The following is a 26341-nucleotide window of genomic DNA, read 5'->3' on the forward strand; positions in this document are numbered from 1 at the left end:
TTAGATTTTATTGATAAATAGGATGACGGATTCTGCCTTTATACCATTGTTGCAGCTTGGTTATGAAGGCAGGATATCTTCTAAAAGGAGCGGATTCGATGAGCGGCAGAAAGCAAAAAGAGCTGAAGCGGAAGAAGCTGTCTTACATGCTGTCATTAGCACTTGCAGCGAATTTGGCGACAGGTTTTTCGCCATTAGGTTCATCTGCAAACGCAGCCGATTTGGATGCTGCCAAACAATTGGAGCTAAAGTTCGAGGATTCGATTGCCGATACCTCCCCGAATGGCATTGCAGGAACGTTAAACGGCCCCGCAACGTATGTTGAAGGCCAGGTAGGGAAAGCTTTGCAGCTCAACGGAACAAATAATTACATTGATCTCGGCCCTTCATCAGCGCTTCAGCCAGATCATTTGACCGTTTCCTTCTGGGTAAAGCCGGATGCTGAATTAAGCGGCGAGCATATGATCATGTGGAATAAGCCGAGCGGGGCTTGGAATGGGGAGGGATGGTATTTAAGCCTGCTTAGCAATGAGATACCACTTAAGCTATCGACAGGCACAGCTGTGCAGGAGTCGTATGTAGCGGGGGATCGCCGTGCATTTTTCCCAGTTGGACAATGGACGCATATTGCGGTCACCTATGACAGCGCTTCTAAAAATGTAGCGATTTACCGCAACGGTATTGCGCAGCAAGTGCTGTATACGACAAAAGGGGGGAGCATCGCCGCTAATGATACAGATCATAAGTACCTTGGCTTTAACTCCCCCGGCTATGGAGGGGGTTATGCGAAGCTGAATGTGGATGAATTTAAAGTTTATCGAGCAGCCGCAACTGGCGAACAGGTCAGCGATATTTATACGTCGGAAGGCGGCATCGTAGATGAGCAGTTCATGGCCCAGTCAGACTTGGACGCTATTTCGCTGCTATCAGCTACACGAGGCAGTCTTAGTTTGCCGGTCAAAGGCAAAAATGGAAGCGTTATCATCTGGGAGTCGTCCCATCCAGATGTTATATCCCATACAGGGGCGGTCACTGTTCCACAAGCAGATACGCCAGTCATTTTACGTCTGACCGTTACGTTTGGCGGCGTGATTCTGACGAAGGACTTTGCGATTACCGTTAAATCGAGCACAGCCAACATCGATACGGCGCTGCTACAGCAATTTGACATGGAGCAGGTGGATGTAACCGATCCTTATTATGTAAATGCTTTTAATAAAGATGTGGCATATCTTTTAAATCTCGATGCGGACCGTCTGCTTTCGGGCTTTAGAACAGTAGCGGGGCTGCCGAAGAAGGCGGAGCTATATGGCGGCTGGGAAGGCGGTTGGAGCTATTTAAGAGGGCATACTTTGGGACACTATATGACCGCGATTGCACAGGCTTACAAGCAAACGAAGGATGATCCCGCCTTGAACGCCCAGTTAAAAGCAAAAATCGATTATATCATCAGCGAATTGAAAGCTTGTCAGGCTGCCAGCGGCAATGGCTATCTTTTTGCGACACCGGAAGAGCATTTTGATGTGATTGAAGGCAAAGTAGAGGGGCCGAGCTGGGTACCTTGGTATACGATGCATAAAATAATTGCAGGACTTGTCGACGTTTATAAATTTGAAGGAAATGAGGATGCATTGCAAATTGCCAGTACGCTGGGAGACTGGTCGTATAACCGCACCCAAACATGGGATGAATCGCTTCATACAAGAGTATTGAATGTAGAATATGGCGGCATGAACGACGGCTTGTACGAATTATATAAAGTTACGAATCAACCGTCCCACTTAATAGCAGCCCATATGTTTGACGAGGATTCGCTGTTCACCCCCATTGTGAATGGACAGGACGTATTGGAAAACAAGCATGCCAATACCCAAATTCCTAAAATTATCGGAGCATTGAATCGCTATCGGACACTAGGCAAAGATGAGGCCGCCTTCTATTTGAAAACAGCTGAAAACTTCTGGGACATGGTCATACGAGACCATACCTATGTTACAGGCGGCAATAGCGAGAACGAGCATTTTAGAGAGCCCGGCAAGCTTGATTCCAATAGGGACAATATTAATGACGAGACGTGCAACGCGTATAATATGCTCAAGCTTTCCAGAGAGCTGTTCAGAATTACTGGAGACGTTAAGTATGCGAATTACTACGAGCGAACATTCATAAATGAAATCATGTCCTCGATTAATCCAGAGACAGGCATGACCACCTATTTTAAACCGATGGGCACCGGTTATTTCAAAGTGTTTTCAACCGAGTATGACAGCTTCTGGTGCGATACAGGTTCTGGGATGGAAAACTTCACCAAGCTGGATGACAGCCTGTACTACCACACCGATAGCGACCTGTATGTCAATCTGTACTTGAGCTCTACATTGGATTGGGCTGACAAGGGGCTTAAGCTGACGCAGCAAGCCGATTTGCCGCAAAGCGACAAAGCAACCTTCACAATTAATGATGCGCCTTCAGATGCTGTAAACTTGAAATTTAGATCTCCGGATTGGATCGCGGCGGGCGAGAAAGTGGCAGTATCCATTAATGGAGAAGCTTTTGATGCACAAGCCGTAAACGGTTATGTGAATGTCAGCCAAGTATGGAAAGCCGGAGATACGATTCAATTGACGTTTCCGCTGGAGGTTCAAGTATCACGATTGCCTGATAATCAGGAAGCAGTCGCGTTTACTTACGGCCCAGTCGTGCTAAGCGCTGGCCTAGGAACGGAGCAGATGGTTGCCGTGCCGCATTTGGCCTCGCAAAAAGCAAGCCTGCCGGAAGGGGTCAACATCAAGGATTATATTCTCCTATCGGGCGGAACGGTGGACGAATGGATCGACAACATAAAAAACAACTTGGTTAAAACCGAAGGGAAAATAGAATTTACCCTGCGGAATACCGATGAGGACGACCACTTGAAATTCACGCCATATTATTTGATGTACCAGGAAAGATACGGCATTTACTTCTATTTAACGGCGCTAGATTCGGATACTTTTCAAAAAAATATTTTAAGTAAAAAAAATGCAGCCAAAAAAGCGGCCGCGATGCTAGATGAGGTGCAGGTTACAAACGACCAGCATGAGCTTGCGCATAACCTGCAGGGCAATTCATCAGGAGGCTCCTTTGGCAATTATCAATACCGACATGCATTCGGCACGAATACGGGAGACGGTTGGCTAAGCTATGATATGGCGGTTGTTCCATCCCTGACCAATTATATTTCTACTAAATATTACAGCGGGGATCAGGGAAGAGCCTTTAATGTGTATGTGGATGGCACTTTGATCAAGGAAGAAACCGTGCAGGCCAAAAATCCGACCCAGTTTTACGATGTAAGATACGAAATTCCGGCACGTTTAGTAGAGGGAAAGACGAAGATAACGGTCAAATTTGCCAATAGAGGCTCTGGTTTTGTGGGCGGCATATTCGGAACGGTTTCTATTCTGAAGGATTACGACAACAATTCGGATTTACAGAGCGTGAAGGTAAATGGCGCAACGGCTGCGTTGACCAAACAGAACTTTACGATGGAGGTTCCGCAAAACTCGGCCGAAGCCATCGTTAACTTTAAACCGGCAAATCCAAATGCGCTTGTATATGTTGGAAATATTTTGATCGATGATACGGTTGAGCGGAAAATAGCATTAACAGCTGAAACGACAACGTTAGACGTCAAAATAGTTGCAGAAGATGGTGTTGCTGAGCAGGCGTATACGGTTAGCATCAAAAAGCAGAGCAGCAGCGGTCCAGGCAACGGCAACGGCAGTGGGAATGGAACAGGCAATGGCAATAGCAGCAATAACAGCGGGCAAAATACCCCTGATAACGGTGGCAAGGCCGTCGAAATTATGGTCAACGGCAAAGTTGAAAGCGCAGGGGCTGCCTTGGCAAGTACAAGGAATGGACAATCGGTCACGACGATTTTGCTGGACCAGAAGAAGCTGGAGCAACAGCTGGCAGCAGAGGAGCAAGGCGCGGTCATTACGATTCAGATTGCGAGCGGGTCAGATGTCGTAATAGGGCAATTGAACGGCGAGCTGCTCAAATACTTGCAGGCTAAAAATGTCGTGTTGGTGCTCCAAACGGATCGTGCGACGTACAGAGTGCCGGTGAAGCAGATTCATATGGCGGACATCTCCGGCCAGATCGGCAGCACGGCCCAATGGCAAAACATAACGATCGAGCTTGAAATCAGCGCTCCGACATCGGAAAGGATTGCAGCTGTAGAGCAAGCAGCCAATCAGCATGCGTTTAGCCTCGTCGCCCCTCCTGTGAATTTTAAGGTAGCAGCTGTTTGCGAAGATAAGCGAATCGAGGGTTTGACGTTCGATATTTATGTTGAGCGTGCAATAGCGATTCCGGAAGGCGTTGATCCAAGCACTATTACGACCGCTATTGTAGTCGAGCTGGATGGAAGCGTTCGGCATGTGCCGACGAAAGCAGTAGCCCTTAACGGCAAAAAATACGCGGTAATAAAAAGCCGAACGAGCAGCACATACGCCGTTGTTTCACATCAGGTCGAATTTTCAGATGTAGCTAACCACTGGGCTAAGGAGGCAGTTAATGAGCTGGCTTCCAAAATGGTCATAAACGGCACCGGCAATGGTTTGTTCCAGCCGAACACAGCGATTACACGTGCAGAGTTTGCGGCTGCTATCGTTCGTGGACTGGGTCTTGGAGTGGACAGCGGAACAACGCCATTTTCAGATGTGTCCGCTGCGGCTTGGTACAGCAGCGCCATTATGACCGCGCAGGCTTACGGGCTTATTAACGGCTTTGAGGATGGCGCCTTCCGTCCGAATGACAAGCTGACGAGAGAACAGGCGATGACGATTATCGCCAAAGCGATGGAGATTGCCGATCTAAAAATGGACTCAACGAATCCATCTGTTGACGGAATATTGGGCTCTTTCACAGATACGGCAAGCGTATCAAGCTGGGCAAAAAAAGGAATAGCGCGCAGCATCCAAGCGGGCATTGTAAACGGAAGGAGCGATTCTACTCTGGCACCGAAGGCACAGGTGACAAGGGCCGAGGTGGCCCAAATGATACAACTGCTGCTGCAAAAGTCGGATTTGATCTAATAAAAAATCTCGATTATTCAGGAGATGAAAGGATGCGGACAATGTAATTTGTCCGGCTGGACTAGGCTATGACCAGTTGTACGACTTAGCTGCCGCTTATCCGATTACAGATTCATTGAACAACTACGGTTATGCGGTGCCAATGGCGAATTGCTAGAGACTGGGCCAAGAAGCTCTGTTGCAGACGCTGCTTCTGGTATAAAATGGGATGGGGATGCAGCGCTTCTCGTACAAAACGGCTATACAGGCAAGGCCAGCCAGCAGCGGCAGCTGGTCAAAATAAACTAGAAAATAAGGGAAGCAAGAGGTTCTGAGCGCATCCGTCCATCATCCAATAAAGGAGAGGGGCGGATGATTTATTTATTTTTAAGTAAAGGAAGGGTAACAAAATAAAGAGATGTGTATTGTGTTATCAGCTCGTAATTCGGATAATTAGATTCATGGAATGGGTCGATATTTTCTAATGTGAAATGGGGTCACACCTGTTGAAAATACCAATAATGAACAAGGTCAAGCTTTTGCTTACTGCATTATTGATTGTTCAACTTCTAACGTCATGCGATCATCGCACAGGCGCCAATCAAGAAGTGTCTAGCGGATCTGAAGCGGATGCTGCCTATCAAGAACCCGCGCTAAGCCAATATAATCCAGCTATTGAATTAACCTTTGCCAGAGAAACCGACGATAGCTTGGAAAATTTAATTAGCCAATTGCCGGGAGAAACGTTCGAGGATAATAGATGGAATCGTCTATATGAACAGGTGCTGGGCATTAAAATTAAATATGATTGGGTTGCCAAGGGGGACCTCTATCATCAGAAACTAAGTGGTGCATTTGCTTCAGGAGATATACCCGATGTTGTCAGAGTCAATGCGCAGCAGCTGAGGATGCTCAGCAATGCTGGACTGATTCAAGATTTATCTGCTGCTTACGAGCAATATGCCTCTTCGTTTACGAAGAACATTTTAAGCCAAGAAGGGACGGGCCCTTTCGAAGCGGCAACGGTTGATGGTAGGCTGATGGGAATACCAGAGACCAGCTCTTCTATTGAAGGGGCGATGTTTATTTGGCTGCGTACAGATTGGTTGGAGCAACTCGGTTTAAAACCGCCGAAAACGATGGACGACGTTTTAGCTATTTCGAAAGCGTTTACAGAAAATGACCCTGACAATAATGGCATTCATGATACGTTTGGGCTAGCCGTGACCCAATATTTATTCGATCCCGTTATGGGCTTGGCAGGCTTTATGGCAGGCTATGAGGCTTATCCTAACCTATGGATCAAAGACAAGTCGGGAAAACTCTTATATGGCGGGATTCAACCCGAAGTGAAAGAGGCGTTAAAGGTGCTTCAAAATATGTATCGGGATGGCCAAATCGATAGCGAGTTTGGGCTTAAGGATGGTTTGAAAGAAGAAAAGCTAATTGCTGAAAGCCATATTGGCATGTTTTATGGAGAGCAATGGGGGTCTTTTTTAGCTCAAACCAGCCGTGCTGCTCAACCAAATGCAGAGTGGCAGGCATTTCCGATCGTTTCTGTGTCGGGAGAAGAGCCAAAGGTACCGCTGCGGTTCAACACGAGCCAGTTTCTTGCCGTTAGAAAAGCTTATCCGCATCCTGAAGCAATCGTTAAGCTTTTTAATTTGCATCTGGAGAAAAACTGGGGGGAAACGGCTGAATATGAAACCTATTACAGCTCTCCATTTCCGGTATGGAAGCTTTCTCCGGTTACCCCTTTTCCAGCGATGAAAAATTTGGAGGCGTATCGCCAAATTGCTGAAGCCGAGAGAACTGGCGATCATTCCGTCTTAAAGGATGAAGCCAGTTCCATCTATAAAAACATTCAAGCCTATCGCTCTGGCATGGTAAATAAGGAGTCAGGCTGGGGATGGGAGCGGACCTATGGGCCATCGGGGGCATTTGCCATCCTGGATCAATACACGGAGAAAAAACAGCTATTGTACGAAAGTTTTGTAGGGCCTCCAACGGAAACGATGATTGTGAAGCAAGCCATTTTGTATAATCAACAGATCGAAACGTTCGTGAATATTATACTTGGCAGTCCCATAGACGAGTTTGACCGGTTTGTAGAAAATTGGAATAAGCTGGGCGGGGGCCGTATAACAGCGGAGGTCAACCAGTGGTATGCGGAAAGAGGCAGTGATCTAAAGTAAGAAGGCTTTCCTTCGACTTTGTCTGCTAGAAGGCAAGATATTTGCTCACCACTTATTAAAGCAGCATCGGAGGAATTGGTTTGCTTAAATTTCCCGCCCATTCATGGCGAAATACGATATTTATGCGACAGGTCATTATTTATCTCATCGTAATTCTGCCTATCATTCTGCTAGGCGTCTATTTGTATAATTGGAGCTATCAAAATGCGAGTGAAGGCCTGTCCAGAACTTCCGAGGCGCAATTATCGAATTATTTGGAAGCCTTCAATCGGGAAATCGAATGGATGGAGCTTCAGGAATTCGACCTTTTGGAAGATAACGAATTGAATAAGCTCGTTGTTACTTGGGAGATGATGGACCATGTTGAAAAAAGGGCAAGCTTAAATTATTTAATTCGTCGTTTAACTTCTTTTAAAAATAGCAGTGTCTATATTAAAGACGTATATGTGCATATCCGTCCTGTTAACAAAACGATCTCGGTCGGTAATGCGATCTCTGATCTTGATGTTGCCAAGTTCAACTACTTCCGCTTCAGCATTGGAAGGAGCGAGCAGCGGCTTATGAAGTGGGGAAATACCCTCCATCTTAGCACCTCCAAGTATAGCGGTACGAAAGGGGAGGAGCCGCTATTCGTCATACAGATTGAATTGGACAGGGAAAAGCTGAGGTATGCATTGGACCAAGTTAATATTTATCCAGAAAGCGGCTCCTTTCTCCTTTCGGATGCGACAGGATTTGTATTAATGAGCCAGGAGCAAATAAACGGCAGGCTTCAAGGCGATTTAAATGATGTAAAGGAGGCCAGCACGAACAAGCTTTTTATTGATGGCAGAAAATATCATATTGACAAAGCACACTCGGAAAAATTGGGCCTTACCGTCGCTTCGTATTTGCCCGAAGAAACCGTCCGCAAACCGCTTGGCAAATTTGTAATCTGGGCTTGGCTATTCGCTATTATGACATTTATTGCTATTGCGATCTATTCTTATTCTACTTATAAATTCGTCCATAAACCGTTGCTTCTTCTCGTTCAGAGTTTTAGAAGAATGGAAGGAGGTGCATTGGATATTCATATTGAGCACGAGGAGAAGGATGAATTCGGCTATCTATATAATCGGTTCAACCAGATGCTGAATAAATTGCAGGCGCTGATTGACCAGGATTTTAAGCAAAAGCTGATGATGCAGCGGGCGGAGCTCAAGCAGCTTCAATCTCAAATCAATCCCCACTTTCTTTATAACAGCTTTTTTATTCTCAATTCCTTGGCTAGAACCGGAGATACGGAGCGCATTGAAGAATTTACAAACATGCTAGGGGAATATTTCAGGTTCATTACCCGCAATGGAGAGGATAATGTATTGTTGGCCGAGGAAACGAGACACTCCCGCATGTACACCGAAATTCAGAAGCTCCGGTTCTCAAGGCGGATTCGCGTGGAATTTGATGAATTGCCAAAGGAAATGGCGAATATCCATGTGCCCAGGCTCATCATTCAGCCTATTATTGAAAATGCGTATGAGCATAGCCTTGAGAAAATGACGGAAGATGGACTGCTTCGCGTTGCTTTCGAGCTGGATGACGCTGAGGCTCGAATCATCGTGGAGAACAATGGGAATCGCCTGGGCGATACCGAGATTGAAGCTTTACAGCATCGCCTGGACAGCCCTTCCGAATCTTATGAAATGACGGGCATGATGAACATTCATCGGCGCATTCTTTTAACGTATGGAAAAAATAGCGGATTGCTTCTATCTAGAAGCGAGCTAAACGGTCTTAAGGTCGTCATTCGAATCAAGGTGAAGGAGGAGAAATGGATTGCTTAGACTGTTAGTGGTGGATGATGAAGACATCATTACGGATGGGTTATATGAAGTGTTCCAGCAATGGATGCCGGACAAGCTCGATGTTTGTAAAGCATACTCTGGCAAAGAAGCGCTAAATTGGTTGAAACGTACCCGGATTGATATCGTTCTTACTGACATTAGCATGCCGGGCATGAGCGGTTTAGAATTGTCGGATGAAATTCAGATGTATTGGCCCAGATGCAAAATTATTTTTCTAACGGGCTATAGCGAGTTTCAATATGCATATAAGGCAATACAAATGTCCAATGTTCGCTATTTGTTGAAAACAGAAGGGTATGCGAAAGTTACTGAAGTGGTACAGGAGGTCATTCAAGAGATTCATCAAAACAATCAATTGAGCGCGTTAGTCGAGCAATCCCGCGAACAGGTTGATGCGCTGGAATTTATGGCGCAAGGAGAGTATATCAGGCATCTTGTGCAAAAAAGCCATCTTCTTTGCCAGGATGAAGAGGTGCTGGTCAAGGAATTCGGCAAACTGAACTTAAATCTGAATCCTTTGATTCCGGTTGTGATGGTAGTTGGTCATCTCTCCTATCCAGATGAGGCCACTTATTCCGATAGAAGCGAGATTGTTCATTCCACCAGAATGATCTGGCATTCCTATTTGTCAAAGCAGACGAGGCATATTGGAATAGTCGATAAGCACGGAGATATGTTGTGGCTGCTTCAGCCATCAGAACATGTCGAGGAAAGGTTATATAATCATTTGCTGCGCTATTTGGAAGGAACGCTGGAGCTCATTCAAGAGACATGCTTGGAATCGCTCGGCTTAACGATTGCCTTCACCATAAGCGGTGCTTCTTGTGAGTGGGGAGCGGTAACGCAGCAATATGAAAGGCTGCGCCAGCTGCATCAAATGACAATTGCCGACGGGTTATCAATTATTTTAATGGATCGTATGGAGCAGCCCGATCCTTCAAACAGGAAAGAAGACGGTATGCTTGCTCAAAAAAAAGAGTTAATGGAAGCATATCTTGAAGCTGGCAGAAAAGATAAGTTTTATGAAGTGATGGAGGATATAACGGCCAGCATGCTGCATCCAACGGCCCATGTACACCGAACGATAGAGTGCTATTATTCGATCGCGCTCGTGCTGCTTTCTTCCATTAATCGCGGGGGACTTTACCACCAGATCGGTGAGTATGGAAAACTGATGCGTCTGGATGAGCATTCATCTATGAAGGAGGGGATTGCCTATTTGCATGCCATTGCCGAGCGCCTATTCAAGGCTAAGCATAACGGCGAGTTTGAGCGGGCAACGAGTGTAATCGACCGTATATGCCGATACATCGAAGAGCATTTAAGCGAGGACCTGTCCTTAGTGCGGCTGGCGGAAATTAATTATTTTAATCCATCCTATTTATCCCGTTTTTTTAAGCAGGAGCGAGGGGTGAATTTATCTGAATACATAGATAACTGCCGCTTGAAAAAAGCAAGAGAGCTGCTAAGAAACGGGGAGCTTAAAATTCGAGAAGTATCGTCCGCCGTCGGTTACGAAGCGGCACATTCATTTACGCGTTTTTTCAAGAAGGCAACGGGAATAACGCCGCAAGAATATCGGGATACCGTTCCTGCGGTAATAAATGAAAACGAACGTACAAGGAGGATTTAAAATGAATGACATATTGCCCGCGAGTGCAATCGGAAAGGTGCCGCCACAAGGCAATCCGCTCGTCTCCCATAAATTTGGAGCAGATCCGTATGCTTTAATAGTAGACGATCGTGTCTATCTCTATATGACAAACGATGTTTTGGAGTATGGCGAAGATGGAAAGCTGAAAGAAAATACGTATGCAACCATCAATAAAATTACGGTTATTTCCTCGGATGATTTGATGAACTGGACGGATCATGGCGAAATTCAGGTGGCAGGCCCGCAGGGCGCAGCCAAATGGGCCACGCAGTCGTGGGCGCCGGCAGCAGCGCATAAAATAATCGACGGCAAGGATAAATATTTGCTTTATTTTGCCAACAATGCAAGCGGAATTGGCGTATTGTCAAGCGATAGCCCGGTAGGCCCATGGGTTGATCCTATTGGGCAGCCCTTAATTTCGAGATCAACGCCTGGCGTGGAGAATGTGACGTGGCTTTTCGATCCTGCAGTATTGGTCGATGACGACGGAAAGGGCTATATTTATTTTGGCGGGGGCGTTCCCGAGGGCAAGGATGAGATGCCCAATACTGCGCGCGTCATGCAGTTGGGTGATGATATGACGAGCGTTGTCGGCGAGGCAGTCGTCATTCCTGCCCCGTATATGTTCGAGGATGCCGGCATCAATAAGCGGGATGGCATTTATTACTATACGTATTGCTCGAACTTCTATAATGGCGCTCGCCTGGAGGGAAGTCCGCCCGCAGGCGAAATTGCCTATATGACAAGCGACAAGCCGATGGGGCCATGGACTTATCGTGGAACGATTCTCAAAAATCCAGCGCACTTCTTCGGTATTGGCGGTAACAATCATCATGCCATTTTCCAGTTCCATGAGGCTTGGTATATCGCTTATCATGCCCAGACCTTATCCAAAAAGCTTGGCGTTCCGAACGGCTATCGCTCCACGCACCTGAACCAGCTTGCGTTTAAGGATGGTTTGATTCAAGAAATCCATGCTGATTATGAAGGTGTCCCGCAAGTAAAGGCATTTAATCCCTATGACCGTGTTGGCGCGGTGACGATGGGATGGAGTGCTGGCATTGCTGTGGAAGCCATCGCAAGCGAAAATGATCCGCAAAACCAGCTAATGGTTGTAACGGACATTGATAACGGGGCTTGGCTCGCTTTATCCAAGGTTGAATTCGGGAATAAAGGAGCCGCGGTTTTTAAGGCTGCCATCTTAAACGAGGGTGCGGCTAGCAGAATAGAACTCCGCTTGGATGCCCCGGACGGGAAGCTGATTGGGACACTCCCGCTTCCGAATTTGAGCGGACAGGGCTGGATGGACTTGCAAACAGAAGTATCGGACGCTGACGGCGTGCACGATTTGTACTTTGTGTTCTGTGGAGAATCTGGCCTTAAACCGTTTAAATTTTACGAATGGCAGTTTGGCGAATAAGCAGCACGCAAGCTTGAAATGACCTTAAATCGGAGGAGAATTCAGATGTCTAATGTACCAGTGCCTAATCAACCACTTGTCACCCATATTTTTACGGCAGATCCTTCTGCACACGTATTTAACGGCAAAATCTATATTTATCCGTCTCATGACCTCGACCACGATGGGCCAGATAACGATAATGGGGACCAGTACGCCATGGAGGATTACCATGTGCTGTCCCTGGACAATTTTGAAGCGGCTGTTGTTGACCATGGCGAAGTTTTGCATCTAAAAGATATAGGATGGGCTTCCAAGCAGCTATGGGCGCCGGATGCTGCCTATAAGAACGATAAGTATTATTTATTTTTTCCCGCTCGGGATCATGAAGGAATCTTTCGGATTGGCGTAGCGACAAGCACGACGCCAGCGGGCAAGTTTACCCCAGAGCCCGACTACATCGCAGGAAGCTTTAGTATTGATCCGGCTGTATTCGTGGATGATGACGGCAAATCCTATATTTACTTTGGAGGCCTGTGGGGAGGACAACTGGAAAAATGGCAGACCGGCATCTTCGAGCCAGACGCAGCAGGCCCGAATGCGGGGGAGGCAGCGCTCGGTCCGCGGGCCGCTTTGCTTAGCGAGGATATGCTGTCTTTTCAAGGAGATCTGCAGGAGATTTCGATTCTCGACGAGAACGGAAGCCCGATTTTAGCTGGTGATGAGGATCGACGATATTTCGAGGGACCTTGGGTGCATAAATATAACGGCTGGTACTATTTGTCGTACTCAACGGGTACCACTCATAAGCTGGTGTACGCAATCAGCCGAAGCCCGATAGGCCCCTATACTTTCCAGGGCACGATCCTTTCGCCGGTAATCGGCTGGACGACCCATCATTCTATCGTGCAGTTCGAGGACAAATGGTATTTGTTCTATCACGACAGCTCCCTCTCTGAAGGCGTCAATCACAAGCGCTGTGTAAAATTTACGGAATTGCACTACAACGATGACGGGACAATTCAAATGATTGATCCTTATGCGAAGGAAAGCAAAGCATAGCATATAAATACGATAATGCTTGAGGAGTGAATCGTGTGGGCAAGACGATGATAACCAACCCCATCATTTGGGCAGATATCCCTGATCCAAGCGTCATTAGAGTGGGAACGACCTTCTATATGGTTAGCACAAGCATGCATACGATGCCTGGGTGCCCAATCATGAAGTCGGAGAACCTGCTGCACTGGGAAATTGTAAACTATGTGTTCGATACTTTTGAGGATAATGCTGCTCATAATTTGCTTGACGGGAAAGGCATTTATGGAAAAGGTTCGTGGGCCGCATGCTTGCGCCACCATAACGGCAGGTTTTATGTATGCTTCTCGAGCCTCGACATGAACCAGTTCTATGTTTACCAGACGACGGATATCGAGAATGGATGTTGGGAACGCTCCGCCATTCCAGGACACCATCATGACCCGAGCATGCTGTTTGACGAAGGACGCGTCTACGTCATCCACGGGAACGGGGATATCCGTATTACGGAGCTCACAGCAGATGCGAAGGCTCTCAAACCGGACGGGATCAATCAATTGCTGTTTGAGACGGAGCGGGATGGAATTGGGCTGCGCTGCGAGGGCTGTCATGCTTACAAGCTGGATGGGTACTATTATTTGTTTTTCATCGAATGGCCGAATACCGGAAATCGGCGCAGACGACAGCTATGCTACCGTTCCCGAGCGCTTCTGGGCCCTTATGAGAGCAAGCTGCTGCTAGATGATGATATGGGCTATCGCAACAATGGCATCGCGCAAGGCGGAATTGTCGACACACCTGCAGGCGAATGGTTTTCAGTGCTGTTTCAAGATCACGATGCTGTCGGCAGAATTCCCTGCCTATTGCCTGTTTTCTGGGAGGATGGCTGGCCGGTTATCGGTATAGATGGTGCAGTTCCCTCGACATTTGACGTGAAATTGCCGGATTCAGAGCCTCAGCCGCTTGTGATAAGTGATGAGTTTGATTATACGGAAAATAAATTGGCCTTGAACTGGCAGTGGAACCATAACCCGGACAATCGCCTGTGGTCCGTAACGGCTAGGCCAGGTTTTCTGCGATTGGCAACGGGGAATACCGCAAGCAGCATTGCATATGCCCGCAATACGTTAACACAGCGGACGGAAGGCCCGGCCTGCAGCGGGATGACGAAGATGGATGTGTCCCATATGAAACCGGGTGACTATGCAGGCTTGGTTGCCTTGCAGCATTTATTTGGGACAGTTGGCATTCGGGCGGCGGACAACGGCGACCGCTATGTGGTCACTTGTATGAATCAGAGCGACGGCAGCGAAGAAGCGGTTGAGCAAATTCCATACGAAGGCAGCCAAATTCATTTGAGAATCGATTTTGATTTTAAGGACAGTGCGGATATTGCTCACTTTTACTACTCTGCGGATGGAGTGGAATGGATACGAATAGGGCGTTCGTTATCTATGAAATATAAGTTGGAGCATTTCATGGGCTATCGGATCGGACTGTTTAATTACGCCACCGAGCAAGCAGGCGGATTTGTTGATTTCGATTATTTCCGCTATAGCAAGACCATCTAGCGTGGTATAAGCTAGCCTTTACCGGGTGATGTGAAATATGTCTGTGCATATAGTGAATGAGAAGAAGCAAATGAACGAGCGGCCTGTGCGAAGGGGCCGCTCGTTTGCTTTATTCTCCTGGTGTACGCTTGAGCATCTATGATTTATCGGGTAAATTCACAAAGATCGACGGGTAGTTGCTGAAATATGAAAGCGCTATACTTTCATGGAGGAGCTGAATCAGGGTGGATTTGGTTCATTACACTTCTCCTCTGCGCGCCTGTCTAACACTTTTATTTGGAGGAAGGAACGGATATGACAGAACGATTTAAGAGAGAGACAGCTTTTTTATTAAGCTACACGAGAACACCTTTGCAAAATGAAATTTATGCCCCAAAGCTGGCGTATAGCATGCACTTGGCCATAAGCGAAGACGGTGAAGCTTATACCGCGTTGAATCATAATTCAGGCGTATTATTTGCAAAGGCGACCGTTCATGAGAATGGAAGTCTGCTTGCAAAAAGCCTCAAAAATCCTTACTTCTTTACGATGGTTGATGGCACCTACGGCATCGTTGCGGTACGCATCGAGCATGCAGGCGGCCGTGATGATGAAAGCAAAGGACACATTATGCTGTTTACATCCTGCGATTTAATAAGCTACGTAGAAGTGGGCTTGATCGATTTGAAGGCTCATTCTTTTGTAGATGATGTTATTTGTGAATATAACGGTGACAAGAAGCTCTATGAAATCAACTGGCTTGATGATGCAGGAAATTACTATACCAATACGATGCTGAATATGACCGATTTAAGCAGCGCTTCACTGCCAAAAGCTGCTGGCGCATTTGCTTTCCAATCTTCGGACACTGATATCGAGGGTGCCTTAGAACGCAATATCATCCGTGTTCCTGTTGAAATTGGCGATAAAGTGAAAGCCAAGCTAGCCGTACTTGCCAATACGGAAATTCGTGTGCCGGAGACGATTTTTGCGGATGCTGCTGGTGATTTGGCAAAGGTAAAAGCAGAGGCTGTCTATACTGATGGCTCGACAGCTGCAAAAAGAGTGGACTGGGACACAGGCAGCGTCGATTGGGAGACACCTGGCACTTATGAAATTACAGGGAATGTGCATCAAGACGTCTTTCCCTTTCCAATCGCTGTCAATCGGGCTGATCCCTGCATCATCAAATGGAAGGATAACTATTATTTTATCGCTACTAACGATAATACCTCCATCAACCAAGGGTTTTACGTCCGATCAGCTTCGACAATCGCAGGTCTTGCAAATGCCGATGAGAGCCTAATATTGGGCAATGGCCATTATCCGTTTCTGGAGGGTATTTTTTGGTGGGCTCCGGAATTCCATAAAGTCGGGGATGAGCTATACGTGTTTTTTGCTGGAAGCAGCGGCGAATTCGGACAAATTCACTCTCATGTTATGAAATTAAAATCCGCTGGCGACCCTCTTCATGCAGGTGATTGGGAAATGCCGATTAGGGTGGAGAAAAAGGATGGCAGCTATTTGTTTGAAGCGGGAATTACGCTGGATATGACCTATCTGGAAGCAGACGGCAAGTCGTATGTGCTATGGGCCCAGCGGCAGTTTTCCCCAGTAGATCTCGGTTCTTGGCTGTACATAGCAAGTGTCGATCCGATGCAGCCATGGAGACTGGCAGATGATCCCGTTCTCCTTTCCAAACCGGAATATGGCTGGGCGAATAACTGCACGTTCGTGGACGAAGGGCCCTATGCCATCGTTGCGAATGAGAATGTGTTCCTTACTTTTTCCAGTGCACTCGTTAATGAAACATACTGTGTAGGCATATTGACGGCGAGGAGAGGCGCAGATTTATTAAACCCGGAAAGTTGGACGAAAGGCAATTATCCCTTGCTTACCTCACGCTCAGTCGCAGGTGAATATGGTCCCGGACATAATGCGTATGTGTCGGATGACGATGGTAATCTACTGAATGTTTACCATGCAAGACCAGGCATAAACGAACCAAGATGCAGCGGTGTTCGCCGTGTTCATTTTGATATTGACGGTTACCCGGTGCTTGATCTTACAGAGGAGCGGGATTTGAACCCCGATCTTAAAGCGGTTAGGACGAAAGTGGTCGTAGCCAATGGTAAAACGAAACACGATTAAAGCTAAACGAACCGCTGCCAAACACCAAGAGCCGCTAAAGTAAAGGATGCCATGACACGCCCCGAGAGGGGACTTTATGGAATATAAGTTGAAAGGCGAGGTGTCTTTAATGAAGAAAAATCGATTGAAACGTTCTATTTCATTGTTATTGGTTGCCATTTTGATGATGACGGCTTTGTCGCTCAGTTTGCTGCCAAAGCAGACGAATGCGGAAGCTGGCGCAGAGACGCCAAGCGAGGCGGAACGGCTCGCGACGGATTTCGAGGACGGTACTACACAAGGCTGGCATGGACGCGGCGGCAACGAAAGTCTGACAGCTGCCTCATCGGCCGCCCATTCGGGAGCATACGGTCTTCAGGTTACTGGGAGAACGGAAGGATGGAACGGCCCCATGCTCGATTTGGCATCATTTATGGAGGTTGGCAAAACCTACGCGTTTTCGGCATGGGTTCGCCTGCCTGCGGGAATGCCTGATTCATCCATCTCGATGATGATTGAGCGGAAAACGAATGGGAATATGTTTTATGAGTCAGTTGCCGCCAAAACGGTAACGGAAAACGGCTGGGTAAAATTATCTGGCGCGTACAAATTGCTTCAGCCGATTGAGGCCTTGGGTGTATACTTCGAATCATTCGCTAGCCCGACCCTTGATTTTAACGTGGACGATATTGTCATTGAGCAAATTCCAGATCCTGAACCGATTGAAATTCAACAGGATATTCCATCCCTTAAGGACGTGTTTGCCGATGATTTTTTACTCGGCTCCTCCCTGCTAGTGGGTGAAATTGAAGATTCCTCAGGGCCGGATGCGCAGCTGCTAAAGAAGCATTTCAATAGCTTGACCGTTGGCAATGAGCTTAAATGGGACGCTACAGAGCCGCTGGAAGGACAATTCGATTTTGCGCGCTCGGACAAGATTGTCGATTTTGCTGAGGCAAACGACACTTCCGTACGCGGCCATACGCTCATCTGGCATTCCCAAACGCCGGATTGGGTGTTCTACGATGAGAACGGCAATCTTGCCAGCAAGGAATTGCTGTTTGCAAGGATGAAGCGTCATATTGATACGGTAGTCGGCCGATACAAAGGCAAAATCTACGCATGGGACGTCGTGAATGAGGTTATCGAGCCTGGCGACCAGAAGCCGAACGGCCTGCGCAACAGCTTATGGTATCAAATAGCTGGCGAGGAATTTATCGAGAAGGCGTTCGAATATGCGCATGAAGCAGATCCAGAGGTCAAGCTGTTCATTAACGACTACAACACGAATATTCCTGAAAAACGGCAATATTTGCATGATTTGATCAAGCGCCTGCAGGATAAGGGCATCCCTGTGGATGGTGTCGGCCATCAGACACATATTGGCATTGCGGACCCGTCCATTCAGTCTCTTGATGATATGCTTCAGGCTTTCCGGGACCTAGGCATTGAGCAGCAGATCACGGAGCTGGATATGAGCGTCTATACGAATGACACGGAATCCTATGATACGTTTGCGCTTGAGCTGCAGATTAAGCAGGCGAACCGATACAAGGAAATTTTCGATGTGTTTAAGAAACACAAGGACCAGATTACTGCAGTAATCTTCTGGGGCAAGGATGATCTTAATACATGGCTGCGTACCTTCCCTGTCACGCGCAATAATTGGCCGCTATTGTTCGATGAACGGCTTCAGGCGAAATTCGCGTATTGGGCACTCGTCGATCCGAGCAAGGTGCCAGTCGAAACGCTGCAAGCAACGGCGACAGAGGGAAGCGCGAAGATCGATGGCAAGCTGGAGGAGGCATGGAATAGAGCGCCGCTCGTATCCGTGCTTAAGGAAGGCGAAGCGATTGCCAAGTTTAAGACGCTATGGGATAAGAGGTATCTTTATTTTACAGTTGATGTGTCGGATAAAACGGCGAACGGCAGCGATGCGGTCGAGCTTTACATCGACGGCAACAATGGCAAGACGACGTCTTACGAGGCGGACGACAGGAAATATACGTTCTGGCGTAGTGGGGCAAGTAAGGTTAAAAACGCGAACTATAAGGCGATCAAGACGGAAGGAGGCTACCGTATAGAAGCAGCGGTGCCAATAAGCGCTACGGTGCTCGGCAAAGAGCTTGGGCTTGATGTGCGAATCGTTGACAAGTCCGGCAGCATAGTAACGAAAACATCCTGGAATGACAAGACGAATTCGCAGGATGCCGATACGTCCAAATTCGGTGTGTTGAAGCTTAGTGAAGGACCCCAATACGCTAAAGCTGTAAAAGGCACGCCTGTCATTGATGGCAGCATTGATGCGGTATGGGCGAATACAAAATCAATCGTGACTGACCGCTGGGTCACTGGCTCCAGCGGATCGAAGGCGAAGGTGCGGACATTATGGGACGGACGACGTTTGTACGTGCTGGCCGAGGTGACCGACTCGCTGCTATCGAAGCAGAGCGCCAACGTATGGGAGCAGGATTCAGTAGAGATTTTCATCGACCAGAATAATGCTGCGAGCAGCAGCTATCAAGCCGATGACGGCCAGTACCGGATTAACTTCGTTAATGAGCAGAGTGTCAATCCCGTTTCATTGAGTGGAAATCTAATCTCAGCTGTGAAGCGGACGGCGAATGGTTATGTAGTGGAAGCATCTATCGCATGGATCGGGAAGGCGCCAAAAGCCGGAGAGCTGATCGGCTTTGACGTCCAGGTCAACAATGACGAGGATGGCGACGGGGACCGCGATAGTGTGGCCGTCTGGAATGATCGGTCCGGACAGTCGTACCAGAATACATTCGGCTTTGGGGTCTTGAAGCTGACGGGCGCAAGCGGAAAGTAGCGTCTTCATATAAAGAAGCGAAAGGTGGCAGAAGAATGGCAGAGACGAACCATATGAATGCGACGGATAGTTTGGCGGGAAGCTTCAAAAATGATTTTTTGATTGGTGCTGCGGTCAATAGTCACACAATCGTAAGCCAACGTGAGCTGCTGGTCAGGCACTATAACAGTTTAACGGCGGAGAACGAGATGAAATTCGAGAGCGTTCACCCTGCTGAACATACGTATACCTTCGAGGAGGCTGACCGAATTGCCCAGTTTGCCAGCGAGCATGGCATGAAGCTGCGCGGACATACATTGGTGTGGCATAATCAGACGCCGGATTGGGTATTCGACGATGGAAACGGCGGTTTGGCAGCCCGGGAAACGCTGCTTGCCCGGATGAAGGCTCACATCGAGACGGTTGTACAGCGTTACCGCGATACAATCTACTGCTGGGATGTCGTCAACGAAGCGGTCACCGACGATGGGGAGGAATGGCTGCGGCCCTCGAGGTGGCTGGAGGGCATCGGCGACGATTATATGGCCCAAGCATTCCGATTTGCCCATAAAGCCGATCCTGCTGCGTTGTTGTTCTACAACGATTACAACGAGTGCAACCCGGGCAAGCGAGAGAAAATTTATCGGCTCGTCAAATCGCTGCTTGAGCAGGGGGTTCCTGTACACGGCATCGGTTTGCAGGCGCACTGGAATTTAACAGATCCGTCTTTGGCGGACATTCGAGCGGCAATCGAGCGTTATGCATCGCTTGGCTTGAAGCTGCAAATAACGGAGATGGATGTGTCGGTCTTCGCCTTTGACGACCGACGTACGGATTTGGCGGTACCGACAACCGAAATGCTGCGTCAGCAGGAACTGCGTTACCGGCAGTTTTTTGAGCTTTTCCGCGAATATCGGGATGTGCTGACCGGTGTTACCTTCTGGGGAGCGGCAGACGACTATACGTGGCTGGACTATTTCCCGGTTAGAGGCCGCAAAAATTGGCCGCTATTGTTTGATACGGAGCAGCGGGCGAAAGGCGCCTATTACGAGGTTGTCAATCTGTCTGCCAGTAGAGCAGCAGAGCAGTAGTGCAGTAGAGCGGCATCCCTAAATTATACAGGTAATGGATTTTAACGTTATCACACATGCAGCAGGCCAGCTTCCTTATCCAAGGGGAGCTGGCCTGTATTTTTATGATGCCATTACCGCGATGAATTTAAGAGATTTGCTTTCTATATTCGTTCGCACTGGCTCCTGTATACGCTTTGAATTTCTTGTAGAACCAATCGATTTCAGTATAACCGACCTCATTAGCAATTTCATAGATGCGCATATCCGTTTTTTCGAGCAGCAGCTTTGCTTTTTCCATCCGCTGCTGAAGGAGATATTCATTAAACGACATGTTTTCATGGTCCTTGAATTTTTGACCTAAGTAAGCGCAGTTGAAGTGCAGTAGGGCTGAGATTTTTTTCAGCGTAATGTTAAGGTGCAGTTCTTCCTCCACGTATTTTTTCACGACATCGATAATGGATGCAGCATGAGGTTTTCTCTTGAAGGGAAGCGGCGCTGAAGCTGCAAGAGGCGGATCATCTGAAAAGGAATCGAGCTCTTTTTTTACAGCAAGTAAACTTGCCGTTAAATCGCTTGCGAGAACGGGCTGCGCAATGTAATCGCTTACTTGATAAGCTAAAGCTTTCCTCACCTGCTGGAAATCATCGCTGCCCTCCAAGAGGATAATGGGAACACGGCTTTGCTCGCGGATATGCTCGCAGAGCAGCATGCCATCAGCTTGAGTGTTTTTAATATTAATCAGAACAAGGGAAAGTGGCTCCCTATTCAATAAAGCCAGGGCGTCTGAGGAATTGTCCGCATACGCTTGTATGATAAAACCTAAATGGCTCCAGTCAAGCATGTTCTGCGTTCGTTCCCTCGAATGAATCATTGAATCAACAAGCAATATCTTATACACGGTAAGAACCTCACTTTCATAATAGATAATAGTCTGCGAGTGAATTTCCGCACGATTAAAGTAATTATGTTTCCATTATGTTCAACGTGCGGCTTCGCCACAACGTGCATTTCTTTATCCCTCAACCATTTGTTTACCATTTGAAAAAGAGAAAGGCAAAGCGAGAAAGCGATTTCATTCGAATCTATACCTTGGCGGGTAATTGATCTAGATACAGGCAGGTTGTTGCTCAGAAATGTAAGCGCTACACTTTTTATGTAATCCATTTTCAGGGGGGATCCATGTGCAAGTGAGAAAAATGGCAGTCGTTTTTTTAAGTTTAATGTTGATATTTACATTGGCAGCATGCAGCGGAAATTCTGGCAGTGATGCGACTGGAAGCAGCGGCGGTAACGGCAATACGGAAAAAGCAGAGGCAAGCGTAAACGAAGGTTTGGAAACAGCCGATCCTGCTGGAACTAATGATGCTGGGACGGAAACCGGAGATGAGCTGTCGACGCCAGAGATGGATTTCGACATGGGCGGACGGGTGATCAAAATCGTATCGTGGTGGGATATGACGATATCCGAGGACAATCCAGACAACATTCAGCGCAAGAAAAATCTGGAAGAGCTAATGGAGAAGCATAATTTTAAAGTGGAATACGTCGCTGTTGACTACGGTGAGTATCAGCAGAAAGTTGTCGCATCTTTGGTGGCAGGCGAGCCACTGGGCGATATCGTCAGACTGGGTAAAGCCTATATGATTCCGTCCTTGGTCCAACAAGATTTAATTTGGCCGATTGATGAATATACGAAAAATACGAAGGTATTCAACCAGAAGGTTACAAATGAGTTTATGCAGTATGAAGGCAGAGGCTATGGTTTTACGGATAATCAGTCTGATTTTATGGGTGGCATTTTCTATAATCGCACTCTTCTGAATCAGCTGGGACTTAAGCCGCTTCAGGATTATGTGAAGGAAGATAATTGGAACTGGGACACGTTCATTCAAGTTGCCAAAGAGGCCAACAAGGATACGAATAACGATGGGAAGCTGGACAGATGGGGACTTTCACAAGGCGGGCTGATGGAACAGGCACTGTACTCTAATGAAGCAGGTCTTACCCAAGGAAATAAGCAAAATTTAGAAGATCCCAAAACGGTGGAAGCCTTTAATTTCATTTCCCGCGTGGCAACCGAGAAGGTTGCAAGAGCTACGGAAGGCGGAGATTGGACAGAGCCCGGCCAATTTTTCCGTCAAGGCAATACGCTGATGTATGCAGGCGCCATTTGGGAGATCGGAGGACTCAAGAATGATATGAAGGATTTTGACATTGGCTTCGTTCCCTTTCCTAAAGGCCCGAGTGCTTCCGCCTATCATTCTGGAGAAGCGCTCTTCCAGTCTCTGGCTATTCCCAAAAAAGTCGAGCATCCAGAGCAGCTAATGTATATTTGGGAAAAAATAAACGATGTCGATTCGATTTATGATTATCCAGATCAAGCTACGCTGGAGAGCAACTTTACGAATGAGGATGATATTGAGAACGCAATAATTTCCGGAAAAGGCATGCTTGTTCTCGACCACAATACGTTCCCGAAATTGCCTTATTACGATATTATAGGCGAGCTTACTTCTGGAAACTCGGTATCTACCGTTATCAGCAAGTACAAGGCGAAGGTGCAAGCTGCAATTGACGAAGTGTATAAAAAATAACGCTTCCTTTCGATTATCGAACAGTCCCTATTTAGCCATTCTATTAATGGGGGCTGTTCGGAATATTTTATCTCTAGCAGCAGGAGGGGAGAAGAATTGAACAGCAAAGCGAAGAAATACGCAATCGCCATACTTGCTCTCGTCTTATTTTTTTTGTCCATTTGGGGCTTTAATTCTCCAACTCAATCTGATAGCGGGAAGGTTCAAGCCATGAGTGATTTTGAGATGGGGGAGCATTCCTATGCCAAGGGCAGCTATGACGATTATTTGAACAGTTATTCGGCTGCCGAGCGTCCGGCTCAAGTTATCCGAATCGAAGGGGAAAGCTTTTCGAAAACGGTTGGAGATGGCTTTGAAAGGGCAGATCGATTTGAAGGCTTGGATGGAAAAGCGGTAATAACGCCGGAGGCTGGAAGCATTAGCTGGGATGTGGGTATTGCTAAGGCGGGGCTTTATAATATCAGAATTCATTATTACCCGATAGAGGGGAAAAGCTCCGCGATCGAAAGACAGCTTGCCATTAATGAGAAGGTGCCCTTCAAGGGTGCGGAAATGCTGTTGTTCAACCGATTGTGGAGCAATCGCGATGATGAAATAAGAAGAGATGACAGAGGAAACGATCTGCGCCCGAGACAGGTGGAGAAGCCGGCATGGCAGCTCAAGGCTTTGACGGATAGCAGCGGTTATTATGACGAACCCTACTTATTCTATTTTGACCAAGGCAAGCAAACGCTGTCGCTGACGTCATCGCGAGAGCCTATGGCTATCGATTATATCGAGTTGTATCAGGAGCAAGCGACAAAGTCTTATGCAGAGTTGAAGAAAGAGTATGAAGCCGCAGGCTTAGCACCTGTTAAAGATCAGTACGTGACGATTCAGGCGGAAGAAGCGGTGCTGAAGTCTTCCCCGACCTTAAACCCGCTGACTGACAGATCGAGTCCGTCGGTCATTCCGTACGATGCTTCCAAGCTTAGAATCAACACGATCGGCGGACTTAACTGGAAGCTGCCGGGGCAGTGGATCGAGTGGGAAGTGGAGGTGCCGGAGAACGGGCTGTATCAAATCGCTTTGAAGCGCAAGCAGGATCAGCTTCGGGGCGTTTACAGCACACGCAGCCTAATGATTGACGGCCAGTATCCGTTTACGGAAATGAAGCAAATCCCGTTTAAATTCGATATGAACTGGCAGATGAATGTACTCGGTGGAGCGCAGCCGTATTTATTCCATCTGACGAAAGGAACGCATCGGATTCGGATGGCGGTTACCCTCGGTGAAATTGCACCGCTGCTGCGGACGATCGAGTCTAGCGTTTTGCAGCTGAATGAGCTGTACAGGAAAATATTGATCATTACCTCCAATACGCCGGATCCCTATCGCGATTATCAATTGGAGAAGCGGATTCCGGAAATGACGAAGGTGTTCAAGGAGCAGGCGGCAACGATTCAGCGTGTGGCTGATTATTTGGAGTTAGCGACGGGGGAGCGAAGCGACAAAGTAGCTGTACTGCATACGATGGTTCGTCAATTGGAAGAAATGGTGGACAAACCGGAAACCGTCGCAAGGCGCTTGAATGCCTTCAAAATCAATGTCGGCGGTCTTGGAACATGGATTCTGACCGTACGTGAACAACCGCTTACGCTTGATTATCTGGTTGTCTCCTCGCCCGAGAGCGAGCTCCCGCAGGCGGAGGCGACAGCGTTCAATCGAATCAAGCACGAGCTTAGCGGCTATATAGCCTCATATACCGAGGACTATGACAGCATTGGCAATACGGGAGAAAACCTGACCGTGTGGATTACGACAGGGCGGGATCAGGCGCAGGTATTGAAAAGCTTGATTGATGATTCCTTTACACCGGAATCGAATATTTCAGTGAAGCTTAGGCTCGTCCCGGGCAACATTCTTCTGCCGGCGACTCTAGCAGGCGAAGGGCCGGACGTTGCGATGCAGATTGGTGAAGATGTCCCCGTCAACTATGCGATGCGGAACGCCTCGGCCGACTTATCGAGCTTTGCTGATTTCAAGGAGGTAGCATCCCGGTTCCGTGAAAGCGCATTGGTGCCTTATGCGTACAGCAACGGGGTATATGCACTTCCTGAGCAGCAGACGTTCCCGATGCTGTTTTATCGCAAAGATATTTTGGAGGATCTGGAGCTGGAGCCGCCCAAAACGTGGCAGGATGTATACAACATGATATCCGTACTGCAAAAGCATAATATGGAATTTTATTTGCCGATTGAGGCGGCGACCAATAACGCGAGCCTCGTTCCGAATGCGACCTTCGCGATGCTGCTGTACCAAAACGGAGGAGCATTTTATCGAGAGGAAGACAAAAAAAGCGCTTTGGACTCCGAGATATCCATGGAAGCCTTCAAAACATGGTCGAAATTTTATACGAATTACAAGTTTCCGCTGCAGGCGGATTTCCCTAACCGTTTTCGGACAGGCGAGATGCCCGTCGGCATTGCGGATTATACGACCTACAATGCACTGACGGTTATGGCACCGGAAATAAAAGGGCTATGGGACTTTACAATCGTGCCCGGCATGGAGCAGCAGAACGGCTCGATCAATCATGAAGTCGCCAGCCATACAACCGCAGTGATGATGCTTGAGAATGCAAATGACAAGGACTCGGCATGGGAATTTATGAAATGGTGGACGGACAAGGAAACCCAAGTGGCCTATGGACGCGAGATGGAAGGGCTTATGGGGGAAGCGGCACGTTATCCGACAGCTAATATGGAGGCGCTTGAGCAATTGCCTTGGCCGACCAAAGACTACAAAAATCTGGAAAGCCAGTGGCAGTGGGTAAGAGGAATTCCGCAGGTTCCGGGCGGCTACTTCACAGGCAGACATTTGGATAATGCGTTCCGAAAAGTAGTCAACGGAAAAGAGAATCCTCGCGAGGCGTTATCCGATTATATTTTGTACATTAATGATGAAATTGCGATCAAACGGAAGGAATTCAACTTACCGTACTAGATTG

13 protein-coding genes are annotated in these 26341 nt (G+C 47.5%); 12 read left to right on the plus strand and 1 reads right to left on the minus strand.

What is annotated here, in order from left to right; translation table 11 throughout:
• The first annotated feature begins 98 nt into the window (after positions 1–98).
• The 10 genes from BBD42_RS21105 (at position 99) to BBD42_RS21150 (ending at position 20776) form a co-directional block, all read left to right on the plus strand.
• Positions 99–5084, plus strand: coding sequence for a beta-L-arabinofuranosidase domain-containing protein (locus BBD42_RS21105; RefSeq protein ID WP_172455577.1), 4986 nt, complete (start codon positions 99–101; stop codon positions 5082–5084).
• A gap of 470 nt (positions 5085–5554) precedes the next feature.
• Positions 5555–7258, plus strand: a complete 1704-nt coding sequence (locus tag BBD42_RS21110; RefSeq protein WP_481855892.1) for an extracellular solute-binding protein — start codon at positions 5555–5557, stop codon at positions 7256–7258.
• 80 nt (positions 7259–7338) lie between these two features.
• Positions 7339–9081, plus strand: coding sequence for a sensor histidine kinase (locus BBD42_RS21115; protein WP_099519755.1), 1743 nt, complete (start codon positions 7339–7341; stop codon positions 9079–9081).
• Positions 9074–10735, plus strand: a complete 1662-nt coding sequence (locus BBD42_RS21120; RefSeq protein ID WP_099519756.1) for a response regulator — start codon at positions 9074–9076, stop codon at positions 10733–10735. Before BBD42_RS21115 ends, BBD42_RS21120 begins: the two co-directional genes overlap by 8 nt.
• 1 nt (position 10736) lies before the next feature.
• Positions 10737–12176, plus strand: coding sequence for a glycoside hydrolase family 43 protein (locus BBD42_RS21125; protein WP_237163179.1), 1440 nt, complete (start codon positions 10737–10739; stop codon positions 12174–12176).
• A gap of 45 nt (positions 12177–12221) precedes the next feature.
• Positions 12222–13217, plus strand: a complete 996-nt coding sequence (locus BBD42_RS21130; RefSeq protein ID WP_099519758.1) for a glycoside hydrolase family 43 protein — start codon at positions 12222–12224, stop codon at positions 13215–13217.
• Between the two features lie 35 nt (positions 13218–13252).
• Entirely contained in the window at positions 13253–14764 is a 1512-nt protein-coding gene (locus tag BBD42_RS21135) for a glycoside hydrolase family 43 protein (protein ID WP_099519759.1), read from the plus strand.
• Positions 14765–15058: 294 nt separating this feature from the next.
• Entirely contained in the window at positions 15059–16894 is a 1836-nt protein-coding gene (locus BBD42_RS21140; RefSeq protein WP_099519760.1) for a family 43 glycosylhydrolase, read from the plus strand.
• 76 nt (positions 16895–16970) lie between these two features.
• Positions 16971–19706, plus strand: coding sequence for an endo-1,4-beta-xylanase (locus tag BBD42_RS21145; RefSeq protein ID WP_237163180.1), 2736 nt, complete (start codon positions 16971–16973; stop codon positions 19704–19706).
• Between the two features lie 53 nt (positions 19707–19759).
• A complete protein-coding gene (locus BBD42_RS21150; RefSeq protein WP_099521731.1) occupies positions 19760–20776 on the plus strand; it encodes an endo-1,4-beta-xylanase in 1017 nt (338 codons plus the stop codon).
• Between the two features lie 127 nt (positions 20777–20903).
• On the opposite strand, the gene BBD42_RS21155 is transcribed toward BBD42_RS21150, so the two are convergent.
• Positions 20904–21656: a response regulator transcription factor gene (locus BBD42_RS21155; protein ID WP_099519761.1), complete on the minus strand. Its 753-nt coding sequence runs from the start codon at positions 21654–21656 to the stop codon at positions 20904–20906.
• A 283-nt stretch (positions 21657–21939) separates the two neighbouring features.
• Between BBD42_RS21155 and BBD42_RS21160 the strand changes: the two genes are divergently transcribed.
• Positions 21940–23352 carry an extracellular solute-binding protein gene (locus BBD42_RS21160; RefSeq protein ID WP_237163181.1) on the plus strand — a complete coding sequence of 471 codons (1413 nt, stop codon included), beginning with the start codon at positions 21940–21942 and terminating at the stop codon, positions 23350–23352.
• Between the two features lie 96 nt (positions 23353–23448).
• On the plus strand, positions 23449–26337 hold the full coding sequence (locus BBD42_RS21165; protein WP_099519762.1) for an extracellular solute-binding protein: 2889 nt from the start codon (positions 23449–23451) through the stop codon (positions 26335–26337).
• The last annotated feature ends 4 nt before the right edge of the window (positions 26338–26341 follow it).

The organism is Paenibacillus sp. BIHB 4019 (assembly GCF_002741035.1).
Taxonomy (GTDB): domain Bacteria; phylum Bacillota; class Bacilli; order Paenibacillales; family Paenibacillaceae; genus Pristimantibacillus.

Excerpts from the sequence above, each read along its gene's own strand:
- BBD42_RS21105 (WP_172455577.1), top strand. The coding sequence starts at position 99 with ATGAGCGGCAGAAAGCAAAAAGAGCTGAAGCGGAAGAAGCTGTCTTAC.
- BBD42_RS21110 (WP_481855892.1), top strand. The coding sequence starts at position 5,555 with ATGGGGTCACACCTGTTGAAAATACCAATAATGAACAAGGTCAAGCTT.
- BBD42_RS21125 (WP_237163179.1), top strand. The coding sequence starts at position 10,737 with ATGAATGACATATTGCCCGCGAGTGCAATCGGAAAGGTGCCGCCACAA.
- BBD42_RS21130 (WP_099519758.1), top strand. The coding sequence starts at position 12,222 with ATGTCTAATGTACCAGTGCCTAATCAACCACTTGTCACCCATATTTTT.
- BBD42_RS21140 (WP_099519760.1), top strand. The coding sequence starts at position 15,059 with ATGACAGAACGATTTAAGAGAGAGACAGCTTTTTTATTAAGCTACACG.
- BBD42_RS21145 (WP_237163180.1), top strand. The coding sequence starts at position 16,971 with ATGGAATATAAGTTGAAAGGCGAGGTGTCTTTAATGAAGAAAAATCGA.
- BBD42_RS21150 (WP_099521731.1), top strand. The coding sequence starts at position 19,760 with ATGAATGCGACGGATAGTTTGGCGGGAAGCTTCAAAAATGATTTTTTG.